This is a genomic window from Kaistia nematophila, from assembly GCF_026343855.1.
Classification (GTDB): Bacteria; Pseudomonadota; Alphaproteobacteria; order Rhizobiales; family Kaistiaceae; genus Kaistia; species Kaistia nematophila.
This window is the reverse complement of sequence record NZ_JAPKNK010000001.1, coordinates 661,341-680,143: the sequence shown is the minus strand read 5'-3', so window position 1 is coordinate 680,143 and position 18,803 is coordinate 661,341. Positions and strand designations below refer to the sequence as shown.

The window sequence follows — 18,803 nt, the reverse complement described above, 5'->3', positions numbered from 1 at the left end:
GTCGTTAATCAGACAGCGAGGCCTGCCGGCGTTCCGTCAGCGCTTCGAGAAGCGCTTCCGTCGTGATCCGCTTCCCGCCCCGCAATATGATTGTTTTTGCTGCATCATCCGCTGCGCGGGTGATCTCCGCCTGGGACAATTTCTCGGCCTGCGTGATCGCATTGCTCCAGCCAAGCCCCCTGGTGTCGAAGCGATCGAGGCGGGCCCGCAGAAGCGCCTCAATGAGCTGCCGGTCAGGGACAGTATATTCCATGACGTCGTCGAAGCGGCGAAACAAGGCTCTGTCGAGGAGCTCGGGGTGGTTCGTTGCTGCGATGATCAAGCTCTGGCTATAGTCCTGCTCCAAGAACTGCAGGAACGAGTTCAGCACGCGACGGATTTCGCCGACATCCTGGCGTTCTCCCCTACGCGCGCCGATGGCGTCGAACTCGTCGAAAAAGTAGACGCCTCGCGTCGTCTGGATCGCGTCAAACACGAGGCGCAGTTTGCCGGCGGTCTCACCCATGAATTTGGTGATGAGCCCATCGAGCACGATCGTGAAGAGCGGCAGATGAAGCTCCCCGGCCAGCGCCGAAGCCGTCATCGTCTTGCCGGATCCGGGGGGGCCGACCAGCAGAAGCTTGCGGCGGGGCAAGAGACCGTGCTCACGCAAGCCGGCTTGCTGGCGCTGCTCGCCAAGCACGCGCTGCAGGCGACCCCGCAGGCCATCCGGCAGGACCATGTCGGTCAATCGCAGGTCTGGATAACGTGCATGCAGAAGAGCAGCGAGTTCACCCTTCGGCTGAATGAGGGGAACCGGCCGCGCGCTCTTGGTGATCCCCGCATCCCGGCTCTTGGCCGCGTCAACTAGGTCCTTGAGCTCCTGAGCGAGCTTGCCATGGCCCTGACGCGCCTCATGCGCAGCGAGCTGCATTGCGGTCGAGAGGAAGCGGTCCTCATCGCCGGCAATATGGCTCTTGAGCAACGTCACAATGTGGCGGGCGGTGGTCATAGGCTCTTCTTCTCAGGTCTCCGTCTGCGCGCCCAAGGGCTCGTCACGTTAAACTTTCCAACCGCGATTTGTATCGCGTAATCGTATTTTTTTCCCTTGTCGCTTTCTCCAAGATTGGTTTTACCCCCCTTGAGCGCCTCACGGTCTCTCAGCCACCCGGGGCGACTGACTTCCGTACCGATCGCGGATCGCCGCGACCTCGCGCAGCATCGCCGCCAGCCGGCGCGGTTAAGCAACGGTGAAGCCCATCGGCTTCCGCTTGAAGAGCGCGAATCACACCTCGTTCGGATCGTGCCTGAAAGATAGGCGATGCCGTCTGGCCGCTCGGGATGAGCCCAGAGCGCGTCCAGCCACGACCCGCAAGGCTCGGAAGTGCCAGTAGAGACGGTAAGTCGATTCGTGATGCCTCGCCCGGGAGAGGTCCACTCGTCTAGCTGTGCGGAACGTCCGGAATGGGGCCGTAAGCGGACAGTCGATTGTGGGGTAGCAAACTCCGTTTAGCTGCCCTTCTGTCCCCAACCCCGATTCGACTGTTCAGTGACACCGAGCATTTTCCTAGAAGCGGACATGAAAGCACCCGCGGCTGCGTATTTTCTGACCTAAGCACTCGGGCCAAAGAAGACAGCGCTTAGATTTTGGTGCTGGTCCGACCTCCGATCTGAACGAGGTAGTAGGTGACGACCGCCGGCAAGGCGAGCACGCCTCCCCAGTGCAGGAAAAATGGTGCGACGGAGTCGGCGAAGTCCCAGAATTCCAAGCTGTAGTTCCAGGTCAACTTCGTGATCAGGTTTAGCACGCCGCAACTCCAGAGCCCGAAGGCGGCAAAAGCAGTGGCCACCATCCGCAGAATCCAAGCTCGTAGCCCACTCTCACCGCGTATGCGGAGAATGGATCTGGTCATGGCCATCACGCGAGACCAATGAAGGCCGACATGGACGCCGACCGTCATCACCAGCCAGTAGGCTGAGACCCAATGCAGGTCCCGAACGGTCACTGTCTCGCGGATCGGAAGCCAGGCGAATACAGACTGTGAGATGGCAAGGCTGGTCGCCTGCAGGACGAGCATGTTGGCGATGAACATCAGGTGCAGCCCCGATACCAGGCGCCGCTTCACCCCGCCTCGCCTGCGAAACATGTTCAGCAGCGACACCCGGTTGACATAGACGTGACGACCGACGAGGGCGAACATGGCCACGCCAGCCAGTTCGTGAACGAGATTTGTCTGCCACCAATAGGCAAGGGCGAGTAGCAGGCAAAGGCTCGCTCCCGCCGTCAGCGCCAACCGACGGACCGGTTTCCATTTGATCATGCGCGGGCCTACTCGCCGTAGCCCACTGCGCCGCTATGGGTGAACATGAACTGATTGGCTTCGCGGGAGCGATGACAGGCGTAGCACTGGGCAGTGCGCTCGTCGGCTTTGATTGTGCCGTCGGGCCAAAACCATTGGTAACCCCAATCGGCTGCTCCATCACCGAGCTTTTGGGCAATGAGGTAGCGGTAGAGGTCTCCGCTCTGGAAGTCCTGAAGAACCACATGGGTACCCGTCGGCACAGGGGTGCCTGCCTTGATGGCGGCGAGGGCCTCCGGCGTGGTCAGCATGTGTTCGACGGTGACACCACGCTCGACGGTAGTGTAGTGCGTCAGCGTATTGATTTCCGGAAAAGTGACGCCGTTCTGCTCAGCTTCCGCCTGCCATACGGCAAGGCCCATTCCGGCGAGAACAACGGCAAATCCTATTGATTTAGTCACTAGGCCCACGGGCATCTCCTTGGCGTGTAGTCAGGCTTTCCTGCGATGCGGATCTTGTTGACCCGCTCGTCATCGCTCTGGAGAAGGTGGTTCTTGGCTAGCCCGGCGATTAGCCCCGCAACTCCGCACGCGCCTATCGGGAAGGCGGCATAATGGCTTCCTCGAACTCTATTCAGCCTATCGAAAATACGATATTATCGATGCCGGTTATGCTGAATTCGTCATAAATAAAAACGAAAGGGAAGCTGTTGGCGCGCGAGGACTTCAACGACTACCTGGCATTCTTAGCGGTCGCACAGGAGCGCAGTTTCACCAAAGCCGCCGCCAAGCTTGGCGTCTCCCAGTCTACCCTGAGCCACATCATCCGGCGCCTCGAGGAGCGTTTGGGCCTGCGCCTGCTCATGCGCACGACCCGTAGCGTGGCCCCGACGGAAGTCGGCGAGAAGCTCATGTCGTCACTGCAGCCTCGAATCGAGGAGATCGAGGCAGACATCACTTCGCTGCTTCTTCTTCGCGATACACCCGCCGGTACAGTGCGTTTGACTGTCTCGGACAACGGCATTCATGAATGCGTCTGGCCCAAGCTTGCGCCCGTCCTGAAGAATTACCCCGACCTCAAGGTCGAGCTGGCGCAAGAAAACGCCTTGGTCAATGTCGTCGAGGGGCGCTACGATGGCGGTGTGAGACTAGGCGAGAGCGTCGAGAAGGACATGATTTCCGTCAGGATTGGTCCGGATTGGCGCCTTGTGGTGGTGGGGTCGCCCGATTATCTCGCCAAGGCCGGCGTGCCGCAGCATCCCAGCGAACTGGTCAACCACCAATGCATCAATATGCGACATCCCGGATCCGGCACGATCTATGCCTGGGAACTTGAAAAAGACGGTCAAGCCATTCGGGTCCGAACCGACGGGCAATTGACCTTCAACAGCGTCTATCCGATGTTTGCCGCCGTGGCGGATGGCTACGGCCTCGCGTTCCTGCAGGAGACGCTTGTTGCCGAGGGAGTGAAAGAAGGCCGCTACCAGATCGTCCTCGACGATTGGTGCCCATTTTTCGCTGGCTACCACCTCTATTACCCGAGCCGCCGCCAAATGTCCTCGGCGATGGCCGTCGTCGTCAATGCCTTGCGACATCGTGGACCTGTCCGGGCGATGTAGCCATGGGCAGGGCAGGCGGCTCTAGCCGCCTTTAGGTGCCCATGCCCAGAAGTGAGACTGTGTCAGTCCGCTAGACGTGGTTTGCCTTCGCTGGGGTAGCGAATGCGGCAGTCCCGGCAGAGGCGGTCAGCAGAAGTGTTGCTAGCGCGAATGGAGCCCACCATCCGACGGCGTCGAAGAGAAGGCCACCGCCAAACGCGCCCGTAGTGATCGCGAACTGGATGAGCGCAACCTGAAGCCCACCGCCGGCTTCAAGATCGTCGGGAATAACGCGTGCCATCCAGGTGTTCCAGGCGACCGGGATAGGGTTGGCGAAAAGGCCCCACAGGATGAGCATAACGACTGTTGCGAACGGAACGTGGCCGAAAGTGATCAAGAGAAGAGAAAGCACCGCGAGCCCTGTAGGTAGTCCAATCACCGCAATGGCCAGATGAGAGCGAAGCACAAATCCAATAACAGCAGTACCGAGCAGACCGGCTAGCCCCAAACCCAAAAGCGTCAGCGATAGGGCATTAACGTCGAACCCGGTGACGACCTCTAGGAACGGCCGCAAATAGGTCGATAGGGCGAACTGTCCCATGAATGCCAGCGTGGTCGCGACGATGCCGATCGCAAAAGTGTGGTTGCGCATGAGCCCGAACATGTAGCCAACCGAGACGCTGCGCTCGGCGGGCAATTTCGGGATGACCGCGAGTTGCCAGATGAGCCCGATCAGCCCCACCGGCACCACGGTGAAGAAGGCGCCTCGCCAGCCAATCAGACCGCCAAGGAAGCTGCCCATCGGCGGTGCAATCACCGTGGCGAACGCGGTACCGCCCTGAAGCATGGCGATCGCCTTGGCCAGGTCGCGAGTGGGGACGATACGGGCAAGGATCGCAGTCGACAGCGACCAGAAACCTCCGATGGCGACACCGATCAGCGCACGGCCGATCATGAACACTGCGTAATTGGGCGCGAAGGTCACGACCAGACCGGAGACGATGGTGAGGCCGGTGTAGAGCAGGACTGCCGAGCGACGGTCAAGCGACGACAGGAGCGAATTGCCGAATAGGCTGGCTACGACCGCGAAGATACCGGAGATCGCGATGGCTTGGCCGGCCTGGCCTTCGGTAATCGCGAGATCGTTGGCGATAGGCGTCAGCAGGCTGACCGGCATAAATTCTGAGGCCACCAAGGCAAAGCACAAGAGGCTGAGACAGAAGACGGTGCTCCAGCTGGATCCAGTTGGCGCACGCGTGCCGGTTCCCGAGGTTGCAGGGAAGTCCATGAACTGATCTTTCAATTGGGATTGCGGCGCGAATGCTCGCTGCCAGCGAACGGGAAACTTAAGCCGTCGAGTGTGGGGTGACTTTGCAAAATATCCGCATGGACTTATGGCGTATTGCTCATAATCCGGGCTCTGCTTGGCGCTTTCGGGCGAATATTATGCCGGAATCTCCATAAGCGCATACGGGATTGTGGATCTAATCGCATCTCCGGTTGCGTCCTACTTCATGGCCATCATCAACCATGAGGTAAAAGTCATGAGCGACCAGAACCAAAACGACACGACGGCAGGCGCAAACCGCCGCGACCTCCTTAAAATGGCTGGGATCGGCGCGACAGCGCTCGGCCTGGCCTCTGTTTCCGGAACATCCGCTTCCGCTCAGCCCTCTTCGGAATGGGACAAAGTCTTCCCGCGCAATGACGCCATCGGCCATGAGAAGGTCAGCTTCACCAATCGCTACGGGGTCACACTGGTCGGCGACCTCTATACGCCAGAGGGCGCAGCCGCCCGTGGGATGCCCGCGATTGCGGTGTGCGGTCCTTTTGGTGCCGTCAAGGAGCAGTCTTCGGGTCTCTATGCCCAGACGATGGCCGAGCGTGGCTTCATCGCCTTGGCCTTTGACCCGTCCTATACTGGCGAAAGCGGTGGCGAAGTCCGCAAGGTGGCATCGCCGGACATCAATACCGAGGACTTCAGTGCTGCCGTCGATTTCCTCGGTCTGCACCCGGCCGTCGACCGCGAGCGCATCGGCATTATCGGTATTTGCGGCTTTGCCGGCATGGCCCTGAATGCCGTGGCCGCTGACAAGCGCGTCAAGGCCGTGGCCACGACCAGCATGTATGACATGTCCCGTGTGAATGCCCGTGGCTACTACGACGCCATGACGCTTGAGCAGCGCACCGCCCTGCTGACGGATCTCAGCCGTCAGCGCTGGGCCGATGCCGAAGCCGGTACTGCCGCCCTGGCGGGTGGTGTTCCCGAAACTCTCGACGGGATCGATGACCCGGTCGTCCAGATGTACTGGCACTACTATCGGACCAAGCGGGGCTTTCACGAGCGCTCGGTGAACTCGACGACGGGTTGGGCAAGGACCAGTGCCCTCTCGCTGATGAACATGCCGATCCTGACCTACATCAAGGAAATCTCCCCACGTCCGATGCTGGTCATCGCCGGCGAGAAAGCCCATTCGCGCTACTTCACCGAAGATGCCTACAAGGCAGCGGCCGAGCCGAAGGAGATCATGATCATCCCAGACGCAGACCACGTCGACCTATACGACCAGATGGACAAGATCCCCTTCGATCGCCTGCAGTCGTTCTTCGGAGAGCACCTCAGCGCCTAATTCCAAGACACGATGCGCCCTAGCGGGGCGCATCCCCCTTTGGAGAGAGAACTGAAATGATCAAGGATAAAGTAGTCATCATCACCGGCGCATCCTCGGGCATCGGCGCGGCCTCAGCCAAGTCACTCGCCGCCAAGGGCGCCAAGGTCGTGCTCGGCGCGCGCCGGACTGATAACCTCAAGCGGATCGCCGCCGATATCGAACGCGCTGGCGGCTATGCCGTCTTCCAGGAACTGGACGTCACCAAGCAGTCGGACAACGACGAGATCGTCGAGTTGGCCAAGGCCACCTACGGTCGCGTGGACGTCATCTTTCTAAATGCCGGAGTCATGCCAAATGCCATGCTCTCGGCGATGAAGACCGACGAATGGCACCAGATGGTCGACGTCAACATCAAAGGCGTCCTCAACGGTGTTGCCGCAGTCTTGCCAACCTTCACGGCGCAGAAATCCGGCCATGTGATTACCACCTCTTCCGTGGCCGGCCTGAAGGCCTATCCGGGTGGCGCCGTCTATGGCGGCACCAAGTGGTTCGTGCGTGACTTCATGGAAGTGCTGCGCATGGAGTCTGCGATGGAAGGAACGAACATCCGCGCCACGACCATCTATCCTGCGGCCATCAACACCGAGTTGCTCACCACCATCTCGGACCACGCTGTCGCCGATACGATGCAGGGCATCTACGACAAATATGGCATCTCTGCCGAGCGCATCGCTTCCGTAGTGGACTTTGCGATCGACCAGCCCGAAGACACTGTCATCAATGAGTTCACCGTCGGCCCCGCCAACCAGCCCTGGTAAACCCTGACCAATGGTATGGGAGGGAGAGCGGATTGGGCCGCTCTCCCTTTCCGACAAATGGCCTTGATCGCGCTGGTCCCCCGAGGGGTGAATCGCAACAATGGCTGCTGTTTCCAGCCAACGTCGTGAAGGCTGACTGTCCGCCTTCCACCCCAAGACTGACAGACAGGCAGTATAGCCTGCACATCGAAGCGGTCATCCGCGATGAGACGGATAACCGCTTGAATTCAGATTTCGGTTCGCTCCGCCAGGAGCAGCGCATCCTCGACGTCGACACCAAGGTATCGGACCGTGTTCTCTATCTTGGAGTGGCCGAGCAATATCTGGATCGCACGGATATTACCCGTCGCCCTGTAGATCATGGATGCCTTCGTGCGGCGAAGTGAGTGAGTTCCGTATTCCTCAGGGTGCAGACCGATCGCAGTCACCCACTCGTCAACGAGGCGTGCATACTGCCTCGTACTCATGTGCTTTGCGTGATCGACTCGGCTCGGGAATACATAGTCATCGACTGAGCCGCCTCGCCGTTCCAGCCAGGCCAAGAGGCTGGCTCTCACGTCGCTTGTGATCTCGAATTGGACGGGACGACCCGTCTTCTGCTGAATGACAATAGCCCGGGTTCTGATTTCCGATCCTGCGACGACGTCACGGATCATGATTTTGACTAGGTCGCAGCCGCGGAGCTTGCTGTCTATCGCAAGATCGAACAGAGCGCGGTCACGAATGCGGCGCTCACGATCAAGAAAGAATCGAACGGCCCAAATCTGCTTCTGCGTGAGCGGACGTTTCGTCCCCACTTTCTTGCCAGCGTTCCACGCTGCGCGCTCGCGGCTGGCATCATCATATTGAGAATGGCCCATGTGAGTTCTCCTCGGCCTTGATTGGCCGAGTATGAAACGCACGACTCACAACCGTTCGGGGGCCGGGAGCGGAATGGCGGCTGTCTAGCATCCGCCCAAGAGAAGCTGACATCGCAGTTTAGGCGTCGCCGATATACGCAGCGGGCTCGGTAGGTGACCATCCACTCTTAGCCACCCAATTATGATAGCTCTTGTTCGGCGAGCTATTGCCCGGTGTCGGGTCTCGACCCGTGTTGGTCCATGGCGCTTATTTACCTTAGCGAGGACGTCTGGCCAAAGCGGCTAACTAGCTCCGTGTTCGTTGGCACAACTCAAAGCCAGATCTTGAAGTCATGCGTGAGAGGGTGACCCGAAGATCTACTTGTGCGCACCATAGCCCGTTGCCAACGCAAATGCCGCTGACTCGCGTATTGCCAAACTCAGCGCTGGCAACCCACTCGGGAAACTGCGTGGACAACGGCCCCAGAAATGGATCCCTCAGTGTGGGAGGATAAAGTCCGGCCAAAGAGACTCGTCGGGGAGCAAGGAGACCGGTATCCATGTCGCGGACTGCGGATGCTCTGACGCGGATAGCGCTATGAGTGCCGCATCGCCAGCCGTCAGGCTGTCTTCGACGCGCGTAAGGCCGGTGCCGCGGGTCACGACGATGCTCGCTCCGCCGCCTTTGATGGCAATGCGCGTCACGTTGGACCCGAGCTCCGTAGCAATGAGATCGGGACGACTGGAGGGGCGCAGATCAGCATCGTCACTAGCCCCTCTCCCGGACAAAATGGCTTGATAGAGTTCGAGAAGCTCCGGTCCCTCGCTCTCCTGTGGCCAGAGCACGGCATCGGCAATTCCGCGCTTGCGGGTCATCAGCCGCTGCAGCAGGCAATCGAAAGAGTTCGGGCCGAGGCGTGGGTGTACGGCAAGCGGGATATGGATTGTAACCGGCTTGCCCTGACCGATGCGATGGGTGCGATCATTGCACTGCTCCTCCACCGCCGGGTTCCACCAGCGCGTCAGGTGGATGACGTGATTGGCCGCCGTCAGGGTAAGTCCGGTGCCAGCCGCACGCGGCCCCATCACGAGCACATCGAAGCCCTGGTCATCGATCAGATGCCGCTGAAACCGATCCGTAATGTCCTTTCGCAGGTCTATGGACGTGTCACCGTTGATGACGGGAACCCGCTCCAGCCCGAACTCGATCTTGATGAGTTCAGCGAACCAAGCCTGAACATCACGGTTTTCGATGAAGACCAGCGCGCGCTCACGGCGCGATTTGATGTGCGCCAGAATATCCATCGCTGCGGCGAGACGAGCCGATGCCGCCGTGAAGGTCTCCGGCACCTCTCCCTCGACGAGGCCGGGATGAAGCGAGGTGCGGCGAATATGGTGCAGGAGCGCGAACATGCCGCCGCCCTTGCCGCGGATCTCGTCATACCGGATCGCCTGTACCTCGGGCATGATGCGTGGGTGAAGGATGCGAACCTTGGGCGGCAGGTCGGAGGCAGCGTCCTTCTTTAGCCGGCGCAGGACGAGCGGGGAACGACCGAATTGACCCGAGAAAAGCGCGGCATGGAGTTGTTTCATGCGCTCTTCCCTCGGCTCGTCGAAAACCCGCCGAAATTCGGCGAGCGGGCCGAGTGCCAGCGGGAAGAGCTGATCCATGATCGCCCAGATGTCGCGGGTGGCGTTCTCCACCGGCGTCCCGGTGAGGCCGATGCGGAAATCGGCAAGGACCGCCCGAGCCGCCTCCGAGCGCATGGCGAACGGGTTCTTCAGGTTCTGGATCTCGTCGAACACGGCGACAGCGAAACGCGTCTGCGAGAAGGAGACGGCATAATTGGCGACCGTCTGGTAGGTGGCAATCACGAGACAGGGCGTATTCTCGATCGGGGAGAGGTCAAGCCGGGCCACGCCGTCGTCGATGTCCCGACCACGATGCGCCCGGCTCTTCCATCGCTGGAGGCCTTGGCCGTAGAGCCGGACCGGCTCGCCCCAGAAATCCGGATCGACATGGGTTGCACATTCCGCCTCCCAGTTTCGCAACAGGGAGGTCGGCGCGACGATGAGGAAGGGCTGGGAGGGCATGGCGCCCTCAATCATCCTCTGACGCAGCCAGGTGAGGAAGCTCAATGTCTGCAGGGTCTTGCCGAGGCCCTGCTCATCCGCGTTCAAGATGCCGGGCAATCCGGCCGTCCATGCCTCCACCTGCCATTCGAAGGCCTGAACCTGATAAGGACGAAGCGTGGTCGAGACTTGCGGCGGGAGGCTGAACGCCTCGATCGGCCGGCGCGGGGTGATCTTGGCCCCGAAATCATTGTCCCAGAAATTGCTGTGCGTGAGCGGCAGAAACACCGTCTGGGGGTCACCCGGCGCGGGGGCATCCTTGCGGTTGCGCAGCATCTCCAGCCGCCGCGCCAACGCCTCGATCACCTCGGCGATGGCGGGGATCGGGCCTACCCGGTGCGGCACGATGTCCAGGCTCGCGGCTCTCGCCTCGACGAGGGCGCGCAGCAGGGGCTCGACCTCCTCATCGAGCAGCATGCCGAGCCGCTCGCCGAGTTCCTCGGTCATCGTGGCCGGTAGCCAGTTGGTGCCTGAGCCGTCCATCATGGCGGGAGCGGGGCGCGCCCATTCCGCGATGGCGATGACCCGTGACGTCCATGTGGAGGTCTCGGTCCACGCGCCGGATACGGCCCGCTCCAGCGCCTCCTGATAGCCGGCAGGGCTCATCAACTCGTTCAGTCGGCCGTCATCTCGTGCCTGTCGTTCGACGGCTTCAGTGATGACACGCTCGGCATCGCGAATGAAGGCGCGGCGGCCCTCTGCGTCCTGCCGGCCGGCAGCGGCAATCGCTTCCACCACCGGCATGGCCGAGCGATCCAAAATAAGGAATTTCGTCGCCCCGATCCGGTAGGCCGGCTGGGCTCCGCGCGCCATGGCCTGCCGCTGGAATTCAGCCAGTTCCCCGGCCTGCACGGCGGAATGCGCCGCCTCGACGGGAGAGTCTGTTGCCAGGCTGGCGCCGACAAAAGGAAGCGGCACGAATTGGCTATCGTCCGCATCGTCGACATCGAGACCGACCCGATCGCAAGTGACGATCTCGATCTGACCGAGCGCACCCTCAAGACCCATCGGCACATTCCCGGCATCCTCAACGCCTAGTGCGCGACGGAATGCGCCGAGCGCCAGCCAATGGGCCTGCAGCGAGGCACCCGGGTCGAAGCCCTCCGCAATCTCGATCGCCTCGAAGATCGGCGCCGCGATCCTGAGCAAGCCGGTATCATCACGGAGGAAGGCTCCAGTCCTCTGCAGGGGCACGCGGCGGCCGCCCTTTTCCCACCACCAGTCGAGGCGGAAATCCGAACTTCCGAGGGATCCGCGCATCGCTGCCTTGAAGGCATAGCTCGTATTCAGCCCCGGCAAGCCGAGTGTCCGCGCTGAGCCACTGTCCAGCGCGGCGACGAGACGATGCGACAAGCGGATGCGCTCGCCCTCGATCGCATGTTCGCGTCGGTCGCGATCGAGCACGCGCAGCCGCGCCAGAGCCATGGCCACCGACCGTTCCTCGCGCGGAAGGGCGTCGAGGTCATACTGCCGCCGAGACCCGAGAAAGGACAGCAGACCACGCTTCGGCTGCACGACGGACAGGATGCAGCCCTCCGCATCAGGGAGGCATGTGAAGCTCAGGCTCATCGTATCTTCTCGCGGACCCAGTTCATCCAGTTGCCGACGTGCCGTCGCGCATCGGGGTGAGGATCGGGCAACATGAAATTATCGACGTCATATCGGAGCTGGTATAGCGCAAGCGGCATGTTTTCACGGTGGTGGAAGACATGCACACGGAAGTTGTGCGAACCCTCGACCACGATGTGCGGTCCAACCCGCATGATCAGCAATGACGTGTTCTTGCGCGAGAGCTGCCGGCCATAGGCCGAATAGGTGAGGTCGCCCGTCGTTCGCGCGAGTTGGTCCGCGATGGCCTGCGCGTCGGTGCCATAGGAGGGCCACGCCTCGTCGATCCGTCCTTCTTCATAGAGCCCCATCCAGAACCGCCGCCGGGCGGGCCACTGGTCACCCGCCTCCAGCTTTTCTTCCGAACGCGACACGACGTCGAGGAAGGCTTCCATGCGCTGGCCGGCCAGCCAGCGCAGCATGGTCCGTTTGCCGTCCTCCCCCACCTGCGCCCAGAAATGTTCGTTTTCGCGACGGGGATCGCCGCGATTCCGGATAAGCTCATCGAGCAGAAGCGTGCGAAGCGGCTTCGGGGGCATGGTATTGGCCCACGGACGCAGGAGACGCGCAACCACCGCTGTCGCCCGATCCCCCTCCAGCTTGGGAACGCCGGGCGGGTGTATCCAGGCCAGCATCCTCCTGATCGTCGTCTCGTCCCTGGGTTCCGGCAGCGCTGCCAGCCAGGCGCCGTGAACCTCCGACATGAAGCCCGGACCGTGAGGGGTGACGATGCCGCGTTCGATGACGGCACGATAGGGAGCGGACTGTACGGCCAGCCAGCGGCCGAGGCGGACAGCTCCCTCATTGGTATCGAGGCTCTCAGGGGTGGCTCGAAACACGATCTGCCAGGATTTCGGCAGCCAGGCCGCGCGGTCCTGAATGATATGGGCAAGCTCCGCGGTCCGGGCGTTTTGCGTGACCCACCCGATAAAATAGCCGTCACACAGTGCGCCGAGTAGGGACCGACGCGTGCTGCGGCCAAGCTCGCGCAGGAGAAAGTCCTCCACATCCGCCGCGACACGAACAAGGCGGCTCGCCCAGGCCCGCACGACCTGCGCGATCTCCCCTTCGGTCAGCCGGCTCCAATCCCACTGCCGGATCGCCTGCGTCAACCGGTCGACGAGCACATCGAGGGCGTCCGGCTTCACCGGCCGCCGGTCGCCGAAACGCTGCCGGATGCGCTCTGCCGCCTTCACCAGCCGTTCGGGCAAGCCCGGCGAGGACGGTGCGGAGGGCAAGCGTGCAAGGCGGTCGATGAGGCTCATGGGCAGGCCTATGGCACGGGACCGGCAACAAGGAGTTGCCTCAGACGGGGCAGATCCTCGATCCGCTGCGGCACGAACTGCTCCTCCGGCGGCGCGAACATGATGAAGCGCAGGTCGATGCGGCGATTGGCATCGCGAGAGAGGTCGGAGTCATTGTCACGGATTGGCCGCCCCTTGCCATATCCCGCAACCGAGACGATGGGCTGATTCCTGAGGTTGCGGAAACCGAGCAGGTCCGGGCTTGCCGTCACCATGATGGCATAGATGGAGGTTCCCCGTCGCGAGCTGAGGTCCATGTTCAGGACATCCGTACCGGTGCTGTCGGTATGACCTTCGACCTGGAGAGCGTCGATCAAGGCGACCGCCGGATTGCAGGCGGACGTAAGTGTCGAGCGTTCGCCCAGCGAGAAACACCGGAGCTCGTCCCTCAGGATTCCGGCGATAATCTCCATCTTGCGGCGGCCCGTTACGCTCGGCGCGTCGCTGCCCGATCCGAACAGACCGTCGCCCTTGAATTCGAGGGCATCGCCGTTGCGGCTGATGGAGACGTCGATGGAGGTATCGGCCGCCTTGATGCGCTTCTGGATACGGTCGAGCATCTTGCCGCGCAGTTCGGCGGACTGGAAATTGTATCGCTCGATCGGGTTGCCATCCTGCGCGCTCACCAGGCGCCGAAGCCGCTGGTTTTCCGCCTCCAACGCCTGCACCTGCTTTTCCAATTCCGTGAGCTTGCTGGCCTGTATCTCAAAGCGTTCGCGCGACTTAGGAGCGATCTGGGTGGCGAAGAAGGCGAGCAGGATGATGATGATGAACAGGAAGCTCACCATCAGGTCGGTCATCGAGACGAAGGCGGATTCCTCCTCCTCCTCGGCCCGCCGCGGGCGCCGCGCGGCCCTCATGCCGTCAATCGTCCTCGCGGCGGATCGCTCTCGGGCACGAAAGTGCGGGCGTTATCGATGACAGCCTGCAGCACCTGAAGTGCGTCGGCATAGCGGTCGTGCACGCCATCGCTGTGCTGCCGCAGCTCGCCTAGAGTGCGCTGGACTTGTTCCACGTAAGTCGAAAACGCCTTCTCCAGCTGGCCATCATAGGCTTTGGCACGGGTCTCGAACGTGCGGATCAGTTCCTCGATCGACTGGGCGGAGGCAACCACGATTGTCCGTTCCGCATCGATTGCCCCCTTCGCCGCATCGACGAGGCTTCGTGTTCCGTCAGCCATCGCGCGGGCCTGGTCCGCGGTCGCGCGGGCACTTTCTAGAACAGGAGTGGACGCTTCGTTCATGCTGTCAGCCGAGGCCGCCAATTGTCCCGCCGCAGCCTCGACACGCTGGATGAGCATATCGAGGCTCAAAGCCGAACGATCAAGCGTTGCGCGGAACTGCTCGGATGTCGCGCCAAGGGCGGAAGATAGCTCCGCCAGCTTGTCCGCCGCGCCGTCGATCCGCTCCGCCACCTTGTCGAGGGAAGCGCCGATGCGGGCGGTAAGGGTCTGTCCGAGTTCATGGACCATACCCCCGATAGCTTCCGTCCCCGTCGCCGTCATGCGCTCCAGCGGCTTGCTCAATTCAGCGATGAGCTGGGTATTCAGCAATTGCTGCTGGGCAGTCTGCTCCTTGATTGCAGCCAGCTGCTCATCGGCCAGGGCCTCGAGGCTGACGAATGCCATCTTCGTTTCCAGCTCGTGTGCAAGACCTGCAACGGACCGCTCGAGAAAACCGCTCCACGAGCGGTAGGCAAAGGTGAAGAGGATGGAGCAGAACAGCCCTGTCACCGACATGATGAATTTGGCCGACGCTGTGCGGAGCAACCCTTCGAGGGCGGCCATCATCTGCGCTTGGTCACCGCCGCCAGCCTGCAAGCTGGCCTGGGTCTGGGCAAGTGCAGCAATCAGGCCGAGAAAGGTGCAGAGCAGGCCTATCGAGACGAACAAGCCGGGCCACATTCGCCAGCCGCCCAGGCCCATATGCAGATCATCCAGATTAAAGTACGTGGAAGGCCGCACGGAATTGCGTACTGGGCCTCCGCCGTGATGCGCCGGCTCAATCAGCGTCTCGCGATATTCAGCGAAGCTCTCGGCGAGATGCCTGCCGGCGGCCCCACCGCCACGCCGGATATCGCGCTGGATCTCATTTAGCTGCCTCTGGAACCCAGCCGAATCGCCAGCGTACTCGACACGCCGCCTCGCTTGGCCAATCAGTCTCAAGCGCCGCAACGCAACGATGCTCATGAAGCCGAGCAGCACCACCAGAAGCGCGAGCAGGACGAGGCTGATAAGGCCGGGGACAAAATCCCAGGTGATGAGCTGCGCGACGAAAAGAATGCCGTCTTTGACCCGAGTCCCCCAGATGGCTCCGTCCATAGCTCCCCCACGCAGTCCACGCGTAGAAATTGGACGATTATATCGATGCAATCAAGCTAGGGGCTATAATCGCAGCCAGCTCATCGGCAGACGTCAAGGCAGGTCTAGTATTCTCCGCCGGCCGACGCGCCTTCGTTTGCATCTGACGAAGAGACGCTACCCATGTTCAAAACACCACTCTTTGGGCTTCTGTGCATGAGCATTCGAGACTGGTATGAAGAAATGACCGGCGAGCAGTTGAGTGAACCGAAGACCCCTACGGTTCAGTGGTGGTTGAAGCTAAGGGGCGTAGTGTCTGTAACAGCCCTCGGTGATGTTGTTCGCTTTGATGCGAATACTGCGGCCATCAGGCAGCAGTAGGGACCTGTGGGCTGCCCACCTTCACCTGAAGTCTCCAATGGCAGCTTTTGGGCACAGTGCCCAAGAACCTGAACGACTGGAATGAGGGCGCAAAGCCGCCGTTGAACCCTGAGGCAATGACAGGTAGGCGAAGCCGTGTCGCCCCGACTGGTCACGAAAGCACCACGGCTCCCGGATCTCCATAAGCACCAGCGCCCGAGGGCGCTGGTTCCATTTTATTCGCCCCTGCAAGGCGTGTCGTGGCGAGCTACGCCCGCGAGAGAAGGTGCAGCACTGAGTCCCGCGTCTTCGGAGGCGCCCGCCGGAACAACATGAGCATTTCCTGCTCTGCGCGCACCGTCAGATCGGTCCGCACGAGGCTCTGCATGAGGTCGGTCTGCCGGTTGGTGTCGAGCTTGCCGTAGTGGACCATCGAGGTGTCCAGCTTCTCATGACCAAGATTCTGGCTCCACGCCTTGAGCTCCTCCCAGGTCGCGCACATCTCGAGACCCAGCAGCATCAGCGTGTCGCGGACAGAGTGAGGATTGATGTAGTCGATGCCTGCGGCCTGGCAGGCTTCCTGAAAGACCTCGCGCACGGGCTCGGAGGTTTTCCAGAACGCGTCCTTCTCCGGGGTCTCATCCCCCGGCAGCCGATAGCGAGGCTTGGCCGGGAACAAAGGGGCGTCAGGCTTCGCACCACTCTCGAGGCGCTCCTTGACCCAGGCGACCACGATATGCTCGATGTCATCGCCAACCGGGAACCAGCTGGTGAGCATATTCTTGCCGAACTTGGTGTTCACCTCTCGCGCGTCTTGCATGACCTGCCGATCCGCGAGCTTCACATGCTTGCACCGCAGCGAGATGACGGCACCCACGCGCATGCCGGTCAGAAAGATGAACGCGACCAGCGCCCTGTCACGCCGCTCTATCACCGTCTGATCGTCCATGGCGGCGAGCACCCGCCGGATGTGATCTGGGGTGGGCGGCGCCTTGTCTGGCTGCGTCCTGAGCCCCATCAGCACCCTCCGGGAGGGCGTAAGCCGGGCTACAGCCTCGAGATCGACCTTCCGGTTCTTGATGGTGGTGAGCCAGCCATAGAACGCCCTCAGATCGGACAGCGTATGGACGATGGACGAGTCCGAAAGCGTCTCGGCGCCAGCCTTGGACGGGCGCTGATGGACGCGCTCCGAGAACGCCTTGGCCTCAGACTTGGTGAGGCGCTCAAAGTCGTTGCCATCCAGGAACCGTTCAAGCTCGCTCAGGTGGCGCATGGCGGCGTCGATGGTCTTGTCGCTGTACTTCTTGGCGTCGCGCAGATGCTCGATATAGGCGTGCCGCAGCCGTTCATTCGACGGGTTCATGGATGACCTCAGATTTGGGGGTGATTTGCACAACCTCACCGGGGCGGCGAGAAGGAGAGTAGTCGTCTTCGACGGAGGTCAGGTTGACTCCCTGCTCTTCAAGAATCCGGACCTGAGAGCGGGACTGGAAGGTCTCGTTCGGCTTGCTGCAGGTGGGGCGGGGGCAGAACCAGCGGAGCGTGCATGTATGGTCGCTGTGCCAATGGACCTCCGCCGCTGCCCCTTTCAGCGAGGACACCTTCTTGCAGTGAAAGCAGAGGAACTCGCCCGGAGAACAGTTCCTCCGCGCCCCAGCACGTCGTGCCTCGTGAAACGTGTTCAAATCTTCGCCACGGAACAGGACCGGATGACCGGGTACTGTGACCAGTCCCTCCTTCATCCAGTTGGTCACCGTATTCCGGCCGACACCATAGAGATCCATGACGTCGGCACGGTTATAGGTCCTATCCTGCTTGGCCTTGCGCGGATGGAAAATCTTGAAGGGCTTTCGGGCTCCTTTCCCCGACTTTGCTGTCGCCGGCGCCGACGCCGCAGGAGCAGATCCGCTGCTCACTTCCGGCGGATTGTTGAGAACGGGCAGGCCGAACAGATCCGCGATCGGCGAAGTATCGTCCCGCTTGCTGCGCTGCTTCGTCATCGCGCAAGAGGCTCCAGGATCGCGGGCGTGAGCTTGCCGGCCATGAGGAGACACTGAAGTTCATCGAGATCACCCGGAAAGACACTCCGCTCCAGCAGCCAGACGCGCGCTGCGTCCGGATCGGAAATGGCGGGATAGGGAATCTGGTCGCCAGCCTGAGCCGAACGGGAAGCCTCGCCATCGCGCGGCAACGCATCAGGCTTAAGCCCGGCCGAAGCCAGGCTTACAGCCTGGCTTGTGTCGAGGCCTACAGCCTGCCTTGTAGCCAGGGCAGAAGCCAGGCTTGCATTGGGCTTGGCCTTGCCCTGCGTTCGCCCGCCCTTCCGGCCTGCCTTTGACAGCAGCGCGCGGGTGGCAGAAGCTTTCTCATGAGCCTGCTGAGTAACCTCGTGAAGCCAGTTCGGACCAAACCGCGACCGGATCTCCGCCGAGACGGCAGGCCACCGATCGGTGGCCACATGGGCAATCCGTGCCAGCCGATCCTCATCGGTGGGGAGCGCCCCATACTCCCACTGGTACAGGCGAAGCAGGATACAGGCGCCGTATTCTTCCGCGGTCAGAGCCGTGGCTGCGGCCAACTCCTCAGGGGCCGAGATCGACATGCGGGGCGAGCCACTCACGAGAGCGCTCCCCCTACGATGCCTGTCACGCCGGAGGACATGCCGGCGCCATCGGTCGTCAACCCGCCGCGGACGCAGGGCGAGGAGCAGACGGAATGGCGGGTGAGAAGCCGCGCGCGCACGGCTTTACTCCGCGCGACCATCGTAGGGCGGCAGCGCGTCCAGATAGGCCTGGAGATCTGTCTCCAGGACGATCGTCTTGCTGCCGATCTTGCGAGCCTTCAACCTGCCGGCATTGATCTCCTGATAGAATTTTGTGCGGCTGATGCCGACACGGCGCAGCACGTCCGCCACCGTGTTGGCCACAGGCCGAGAACCGTTCGCACTCATGGAT

16 protein-coding genes are annotated in these 18,803 nt (G+C 61.7%); 3 read left to right on the top strand and 13 right to left on the bottom strand.

Features of this window, described 5'->3' with window-relative positions; genetic code table 11:
* Positions 1–4: 4 nt before the first annotated feature.
* The 3 genes from OSH07_RS03135 to OSH07_RS03125 all read right to left on the bottom strand — a co-directional run bounded on the left by OSH07_RS03135 (position 5) and on the right by OSH07_RS03125 (position 2,755).
* The gene (locus OSH07_RS03135) at positions 5–991 is read right to left on the bottom strand and encodes an AAA family ATPase (protein ID WP_266337134.1); all 987 of its coding nucleotides are present in this window, start codon (positions 989–991) and stop codon (positions 5–7) included.
* A 628-nt stretch (positions 992–1,619) separates the two neighbouring features.
* Positions 1,620–2,300 (bottom strand): DUF4405 domain-containing protein, encoded by a 681-nt coding sequence (locus OSH07_RS03130; RefSeq protein WP_266337133.1) that lies wholly within the window; start codon positions 2,298–2,300, stop codon positions 1,620–1,622.
* 8 nt (positions 2,301–2,308) lie between these two features.
* Positions 2,309–2,755 (bottom strand): cytochrome P460 family protein, encoded by a 447-nt coding sequence (locus tag OSH07_RS03125; RefSeq protein ID WP_420909585.1) that lies wholly within the window; start codon positions 2,753–2,755, stop codon positions 2,309–2,311.
* A 233-nt stretch (positions 2,756–2,988) separates the two neighbouring features.
* Between OSH07_RS03125 and OSH07_RS03120 the strand changes: the two genes are divergently transcribed.
* A complete protein-coding gene (locus OSH07_RS03120; protein ID WP_266337132.1) occupies positions 2,989–3,897 on the top strand; it encodes a LysR family transcriptional regulator in 909 nt (302 codons plus the stop codon).
* Between the two features lie 70 nt (positions 3,898–3,967).
* Here OSH07_RS03120 and OSH07_RS03115 read toward each other — a convergent pair whose 3' ends face one another.
* On the bottom strand, positions 3,968–5,164 hold the full coding sequence (locus OSH07_RS03115) for an MFS transporter (RefSeq protein ID WP_266337131.1): 1,197 nt from the start codon (positions 5,162–5,164) through the stop codon (positions 3,968–3,970).
* 256 nt (positions 5,165–5,420) lie between these two features.
* Between OSH07_RS03115 and OSH07_RS03110 the strand changes: the two genes are divergently transcribed.
* Both OSH07_RS03110 and OSH07_RS03105 read left to right on the top strand, forming a co-directional pair.
* Complete coding sequence (locus tag OSH07_RS03110) at positions 5,421–6,506, top strand: alpha/beta hydrolase (RefSeq protein ID WP_266337371.1); 1,086 nt, start codon at positions 5,421–5,423, stop codon at positions 6,504–6,506.
* Between the two features lie 56 nt (positions 6,507–6,562).
* Positions 6,563–7,306, top strand: a complete 744-nt coding sequence (locus OSH07_RS03105; protein ID WP_266337130.1) for an SDR family oxidoreductase — start codon at positions 6,563–6,565, stop codon at positions 7,304–7,306.
* 227 nt (positions 7,307–7,533) lie between these two features.
* On the opposite strand, the gene OSH07_RS03100 is transcribed toward OSH07_RS03105, so the two are convergent.
* From OSH07_RS03100 to OSH07_RS03060, 9 genes are all read right to left on the bottom strand, one after another.
* Positions 7,534–8,166, bottom strand: a complete 633-nt coding sequence (locus OSH07_RS03100) for a tyrosine-type recombinase/integrase (RefSeq protein ID WP_266337129.1) — start codon at positions 8,164–8,166, stop codon at positions 7,534–7,536.
* 477 nt (positions 8,167–8,643) lie between these two features.
* Positions 8,644–11,847: a DEAD/DEAH box helicase gene (locus OSH07_RS03095; RefSeq protein ID WP_266337128.1), complete on the bottom strand. Its 3,204-nt coding sequence runs from the start codon at positions 11,845–11,847 to the stop codon at positions 8,644–8,646.
* Positions 11,844–13,151 carry an EH signature domain-containing protein gene (locus OSH07_RS03090; protein WP_266337127.1) on the bottom strand — a complete coding sequence of 436 codons (1,308 nt, stop codon included), beginning with the start codon at positions 13,149–13,151 and terminating at the stop codon, positions 11,844–11,846. The genes OSH07_RS03095 and OSH07_RS03090 overlap by 4 nt, the downstream gene beginning before the upstream one ends.
* 8 nt (positions 13,152–13,159) lie before the next feature.
* Complete coding sequence (locus tag OSH07_RS03085) at positions 13,160–14,050, bottom strand: OmpA family protein (RefSeq protein WP_266337126.1); 891 nt, start codon at positions 14,048–14,050, stop codon at positions 13,160–13,162.
* The gene (locus tag OSH07_RS03080; protein WP_266337125.1) at positions 14,047–15,510 is read right to left on the bottom strand and encodes a methyl-accepting chemotaxis protein; all 1,464 of its coding nucleotides are present in this window, start codon (positions 15,508–15,510) and stop codon (positions 14,047–14,049) included. Before OSH07_RS03080 ends, OSH07_RS03085 begins: the two co-directional genes overlap by 4 nt.
* 607 nt (positions 15,511–16,117) lie before the next feature.
* Positions 16,118–17,212 (bottom strand): tyrosine-type recombinase/integrase, encoded by a 1,095-nt coding sequence (locus tag OSH07_RS03075; protein WP_266337124.1) that lies wholly within the window; start codon positions 17,210–17,212, stop codon positions 16,118–16,120.
* The gene (locus tag OSH07_RS03070; protein WP_266337123.1) at positions 17,196–17,849 is read right to left on the bottom strand and encodes a helix-turn-helix transcriptional regulator; all 654 of its coding nucleotides are present in this window, start codon (positions 17,847–17,849) and stop codon (positions 17,196–17,198) included. Before OSH07_RS03070 ends, OSH07_RS03075 begins: the two co-directional genes overlap by 17 nt.
* A complete protein-coding gene (locus tag OSH07_RS03065) occupies positions 17,846–18,451 on the bottom strand; it encodes a hypothetical protein (protein WP_266337122.1) in 606 nt (201 codons plus the stop codon). Before OSH07_RS03065 ends, OSH07_RS03070 begins: the two co-directional genes overlap by 4 nt.
* Positions 18,452–18,595: 144 nt before the next feature.
* Complete coding sequence (locus OSH07_RS03060; protein WP_266337121.1) at positions 18,596–18,799, bottom strand: helix-turn-helix domain-containing protein; 204 nt, start codon at positions 18,797–18,799, stop codon at positions 18,596–18,598.
* Positions 18,800–18,803: the final 4 nt, after the last annotated feature.

Coding starts and splice junctions, on each gene's coding strand:
- OSH07_RS03115 (WP_266337131.1), bottom strand. CDS start 5,164: ATGGACTTCCCTGCAACCTCGGGAACCGGCACGCGTGCGCCAACTGGA.
- OSH07_RS03075 (WP_266337124.1), bottom strand. CDS start 17,212: ATGAACCCGTCGAATGAACGGCTGCGGCACGCCTATATCGAGCATCTG.
- OSH07_RS03130 (WP_266337133.1), bottom strand. CDS start 2,300: ATGATCAAATGGAAACCGGTCCGTCGGTTGGCGCTGACGGCGGGAGCG.
- OSH07_RS03105 (WP_266337130.1), top strand. CDS start 6,563: ATGATCAAGGATAAAGTAGTCATCATCACCGGCGCATCCTCGGGCATC.
- OSH07_RS03070 (WP_266337123.1), bottom strand. CDS start 17,849: ATGACGAAGCAGCGCAGCAAGCGGGACGATACTTCGCCGATCGCGGAT.
- OSH07_RS03060 (WP_266337121.1), bottom strand. CDS start 18,799: ATGAGTGCGAACGGTTCTCGGCCTGTGGCCAACACGGTGGCGGACGTG.
- OSH07_RS03090 (WP_266337127.1), bottom strand. CDS start 13,151: ATGAGCCTCATCGACCGCCTTGCACGCTTGCCCTCCGCACCGTCCTCG.
- OSH07_RS03080 (WP_266337125.1), bottom strand. CDS start 15,510: ATGGACGGAGCCATCTGGGGGACTCGGGTCAAAGACGGCATTCTTTTC.
- OSH07_RS03095 (WP_266337128.1), bottom strand. CDS start 11,847: ATGAGCCTGAGCTTCACATGCCTCCCTGATGCGGAGGGCTGCATCCTG.
- OSH07_RS03125 (WP_420909585.1), bottom strand. CDS start 2,755: ATGCCCGTGGGCCTAGTGACTAAATCAATAGGATTTGCCGTTGTTCTC.
- OSH07_RS03110 (WP_266337371.1), top strand. CDS start 5,421: ATGAGCGACCAGAACCAAAACGACACGACGGCAGGCGCAAACCGCCGC.
- OSH07_RS03135 (WP_266337134.1), bottom strand. CDS start 991: ATGACCACCGCCCGCCACATTGTGACGTTGCTCAAGAGCCATATTGCC.
- OSH07_RS03065 (WP_266337122.1), bottom strand. CDS start 18,451: ATGTCGATCTCGGCCCCTGAGGAGTTGGCCGCAGCCACGGCTCTGACC.
- OSH07_RS03085 (WP_266337126.1), bottom strand. CDS start 14,050: ATGAGGGCCGCGCGGCGCCCGCGGCGGGCCGAGGAGGAGGAGGAATCC.
- OSH07_RS03100 (WP_266337129.1), bottom strand. CDS start 8,166: ATGGGCCATTCTCAATATGATGATGCCAGCCGCGAGCGCGCAGCGTGG.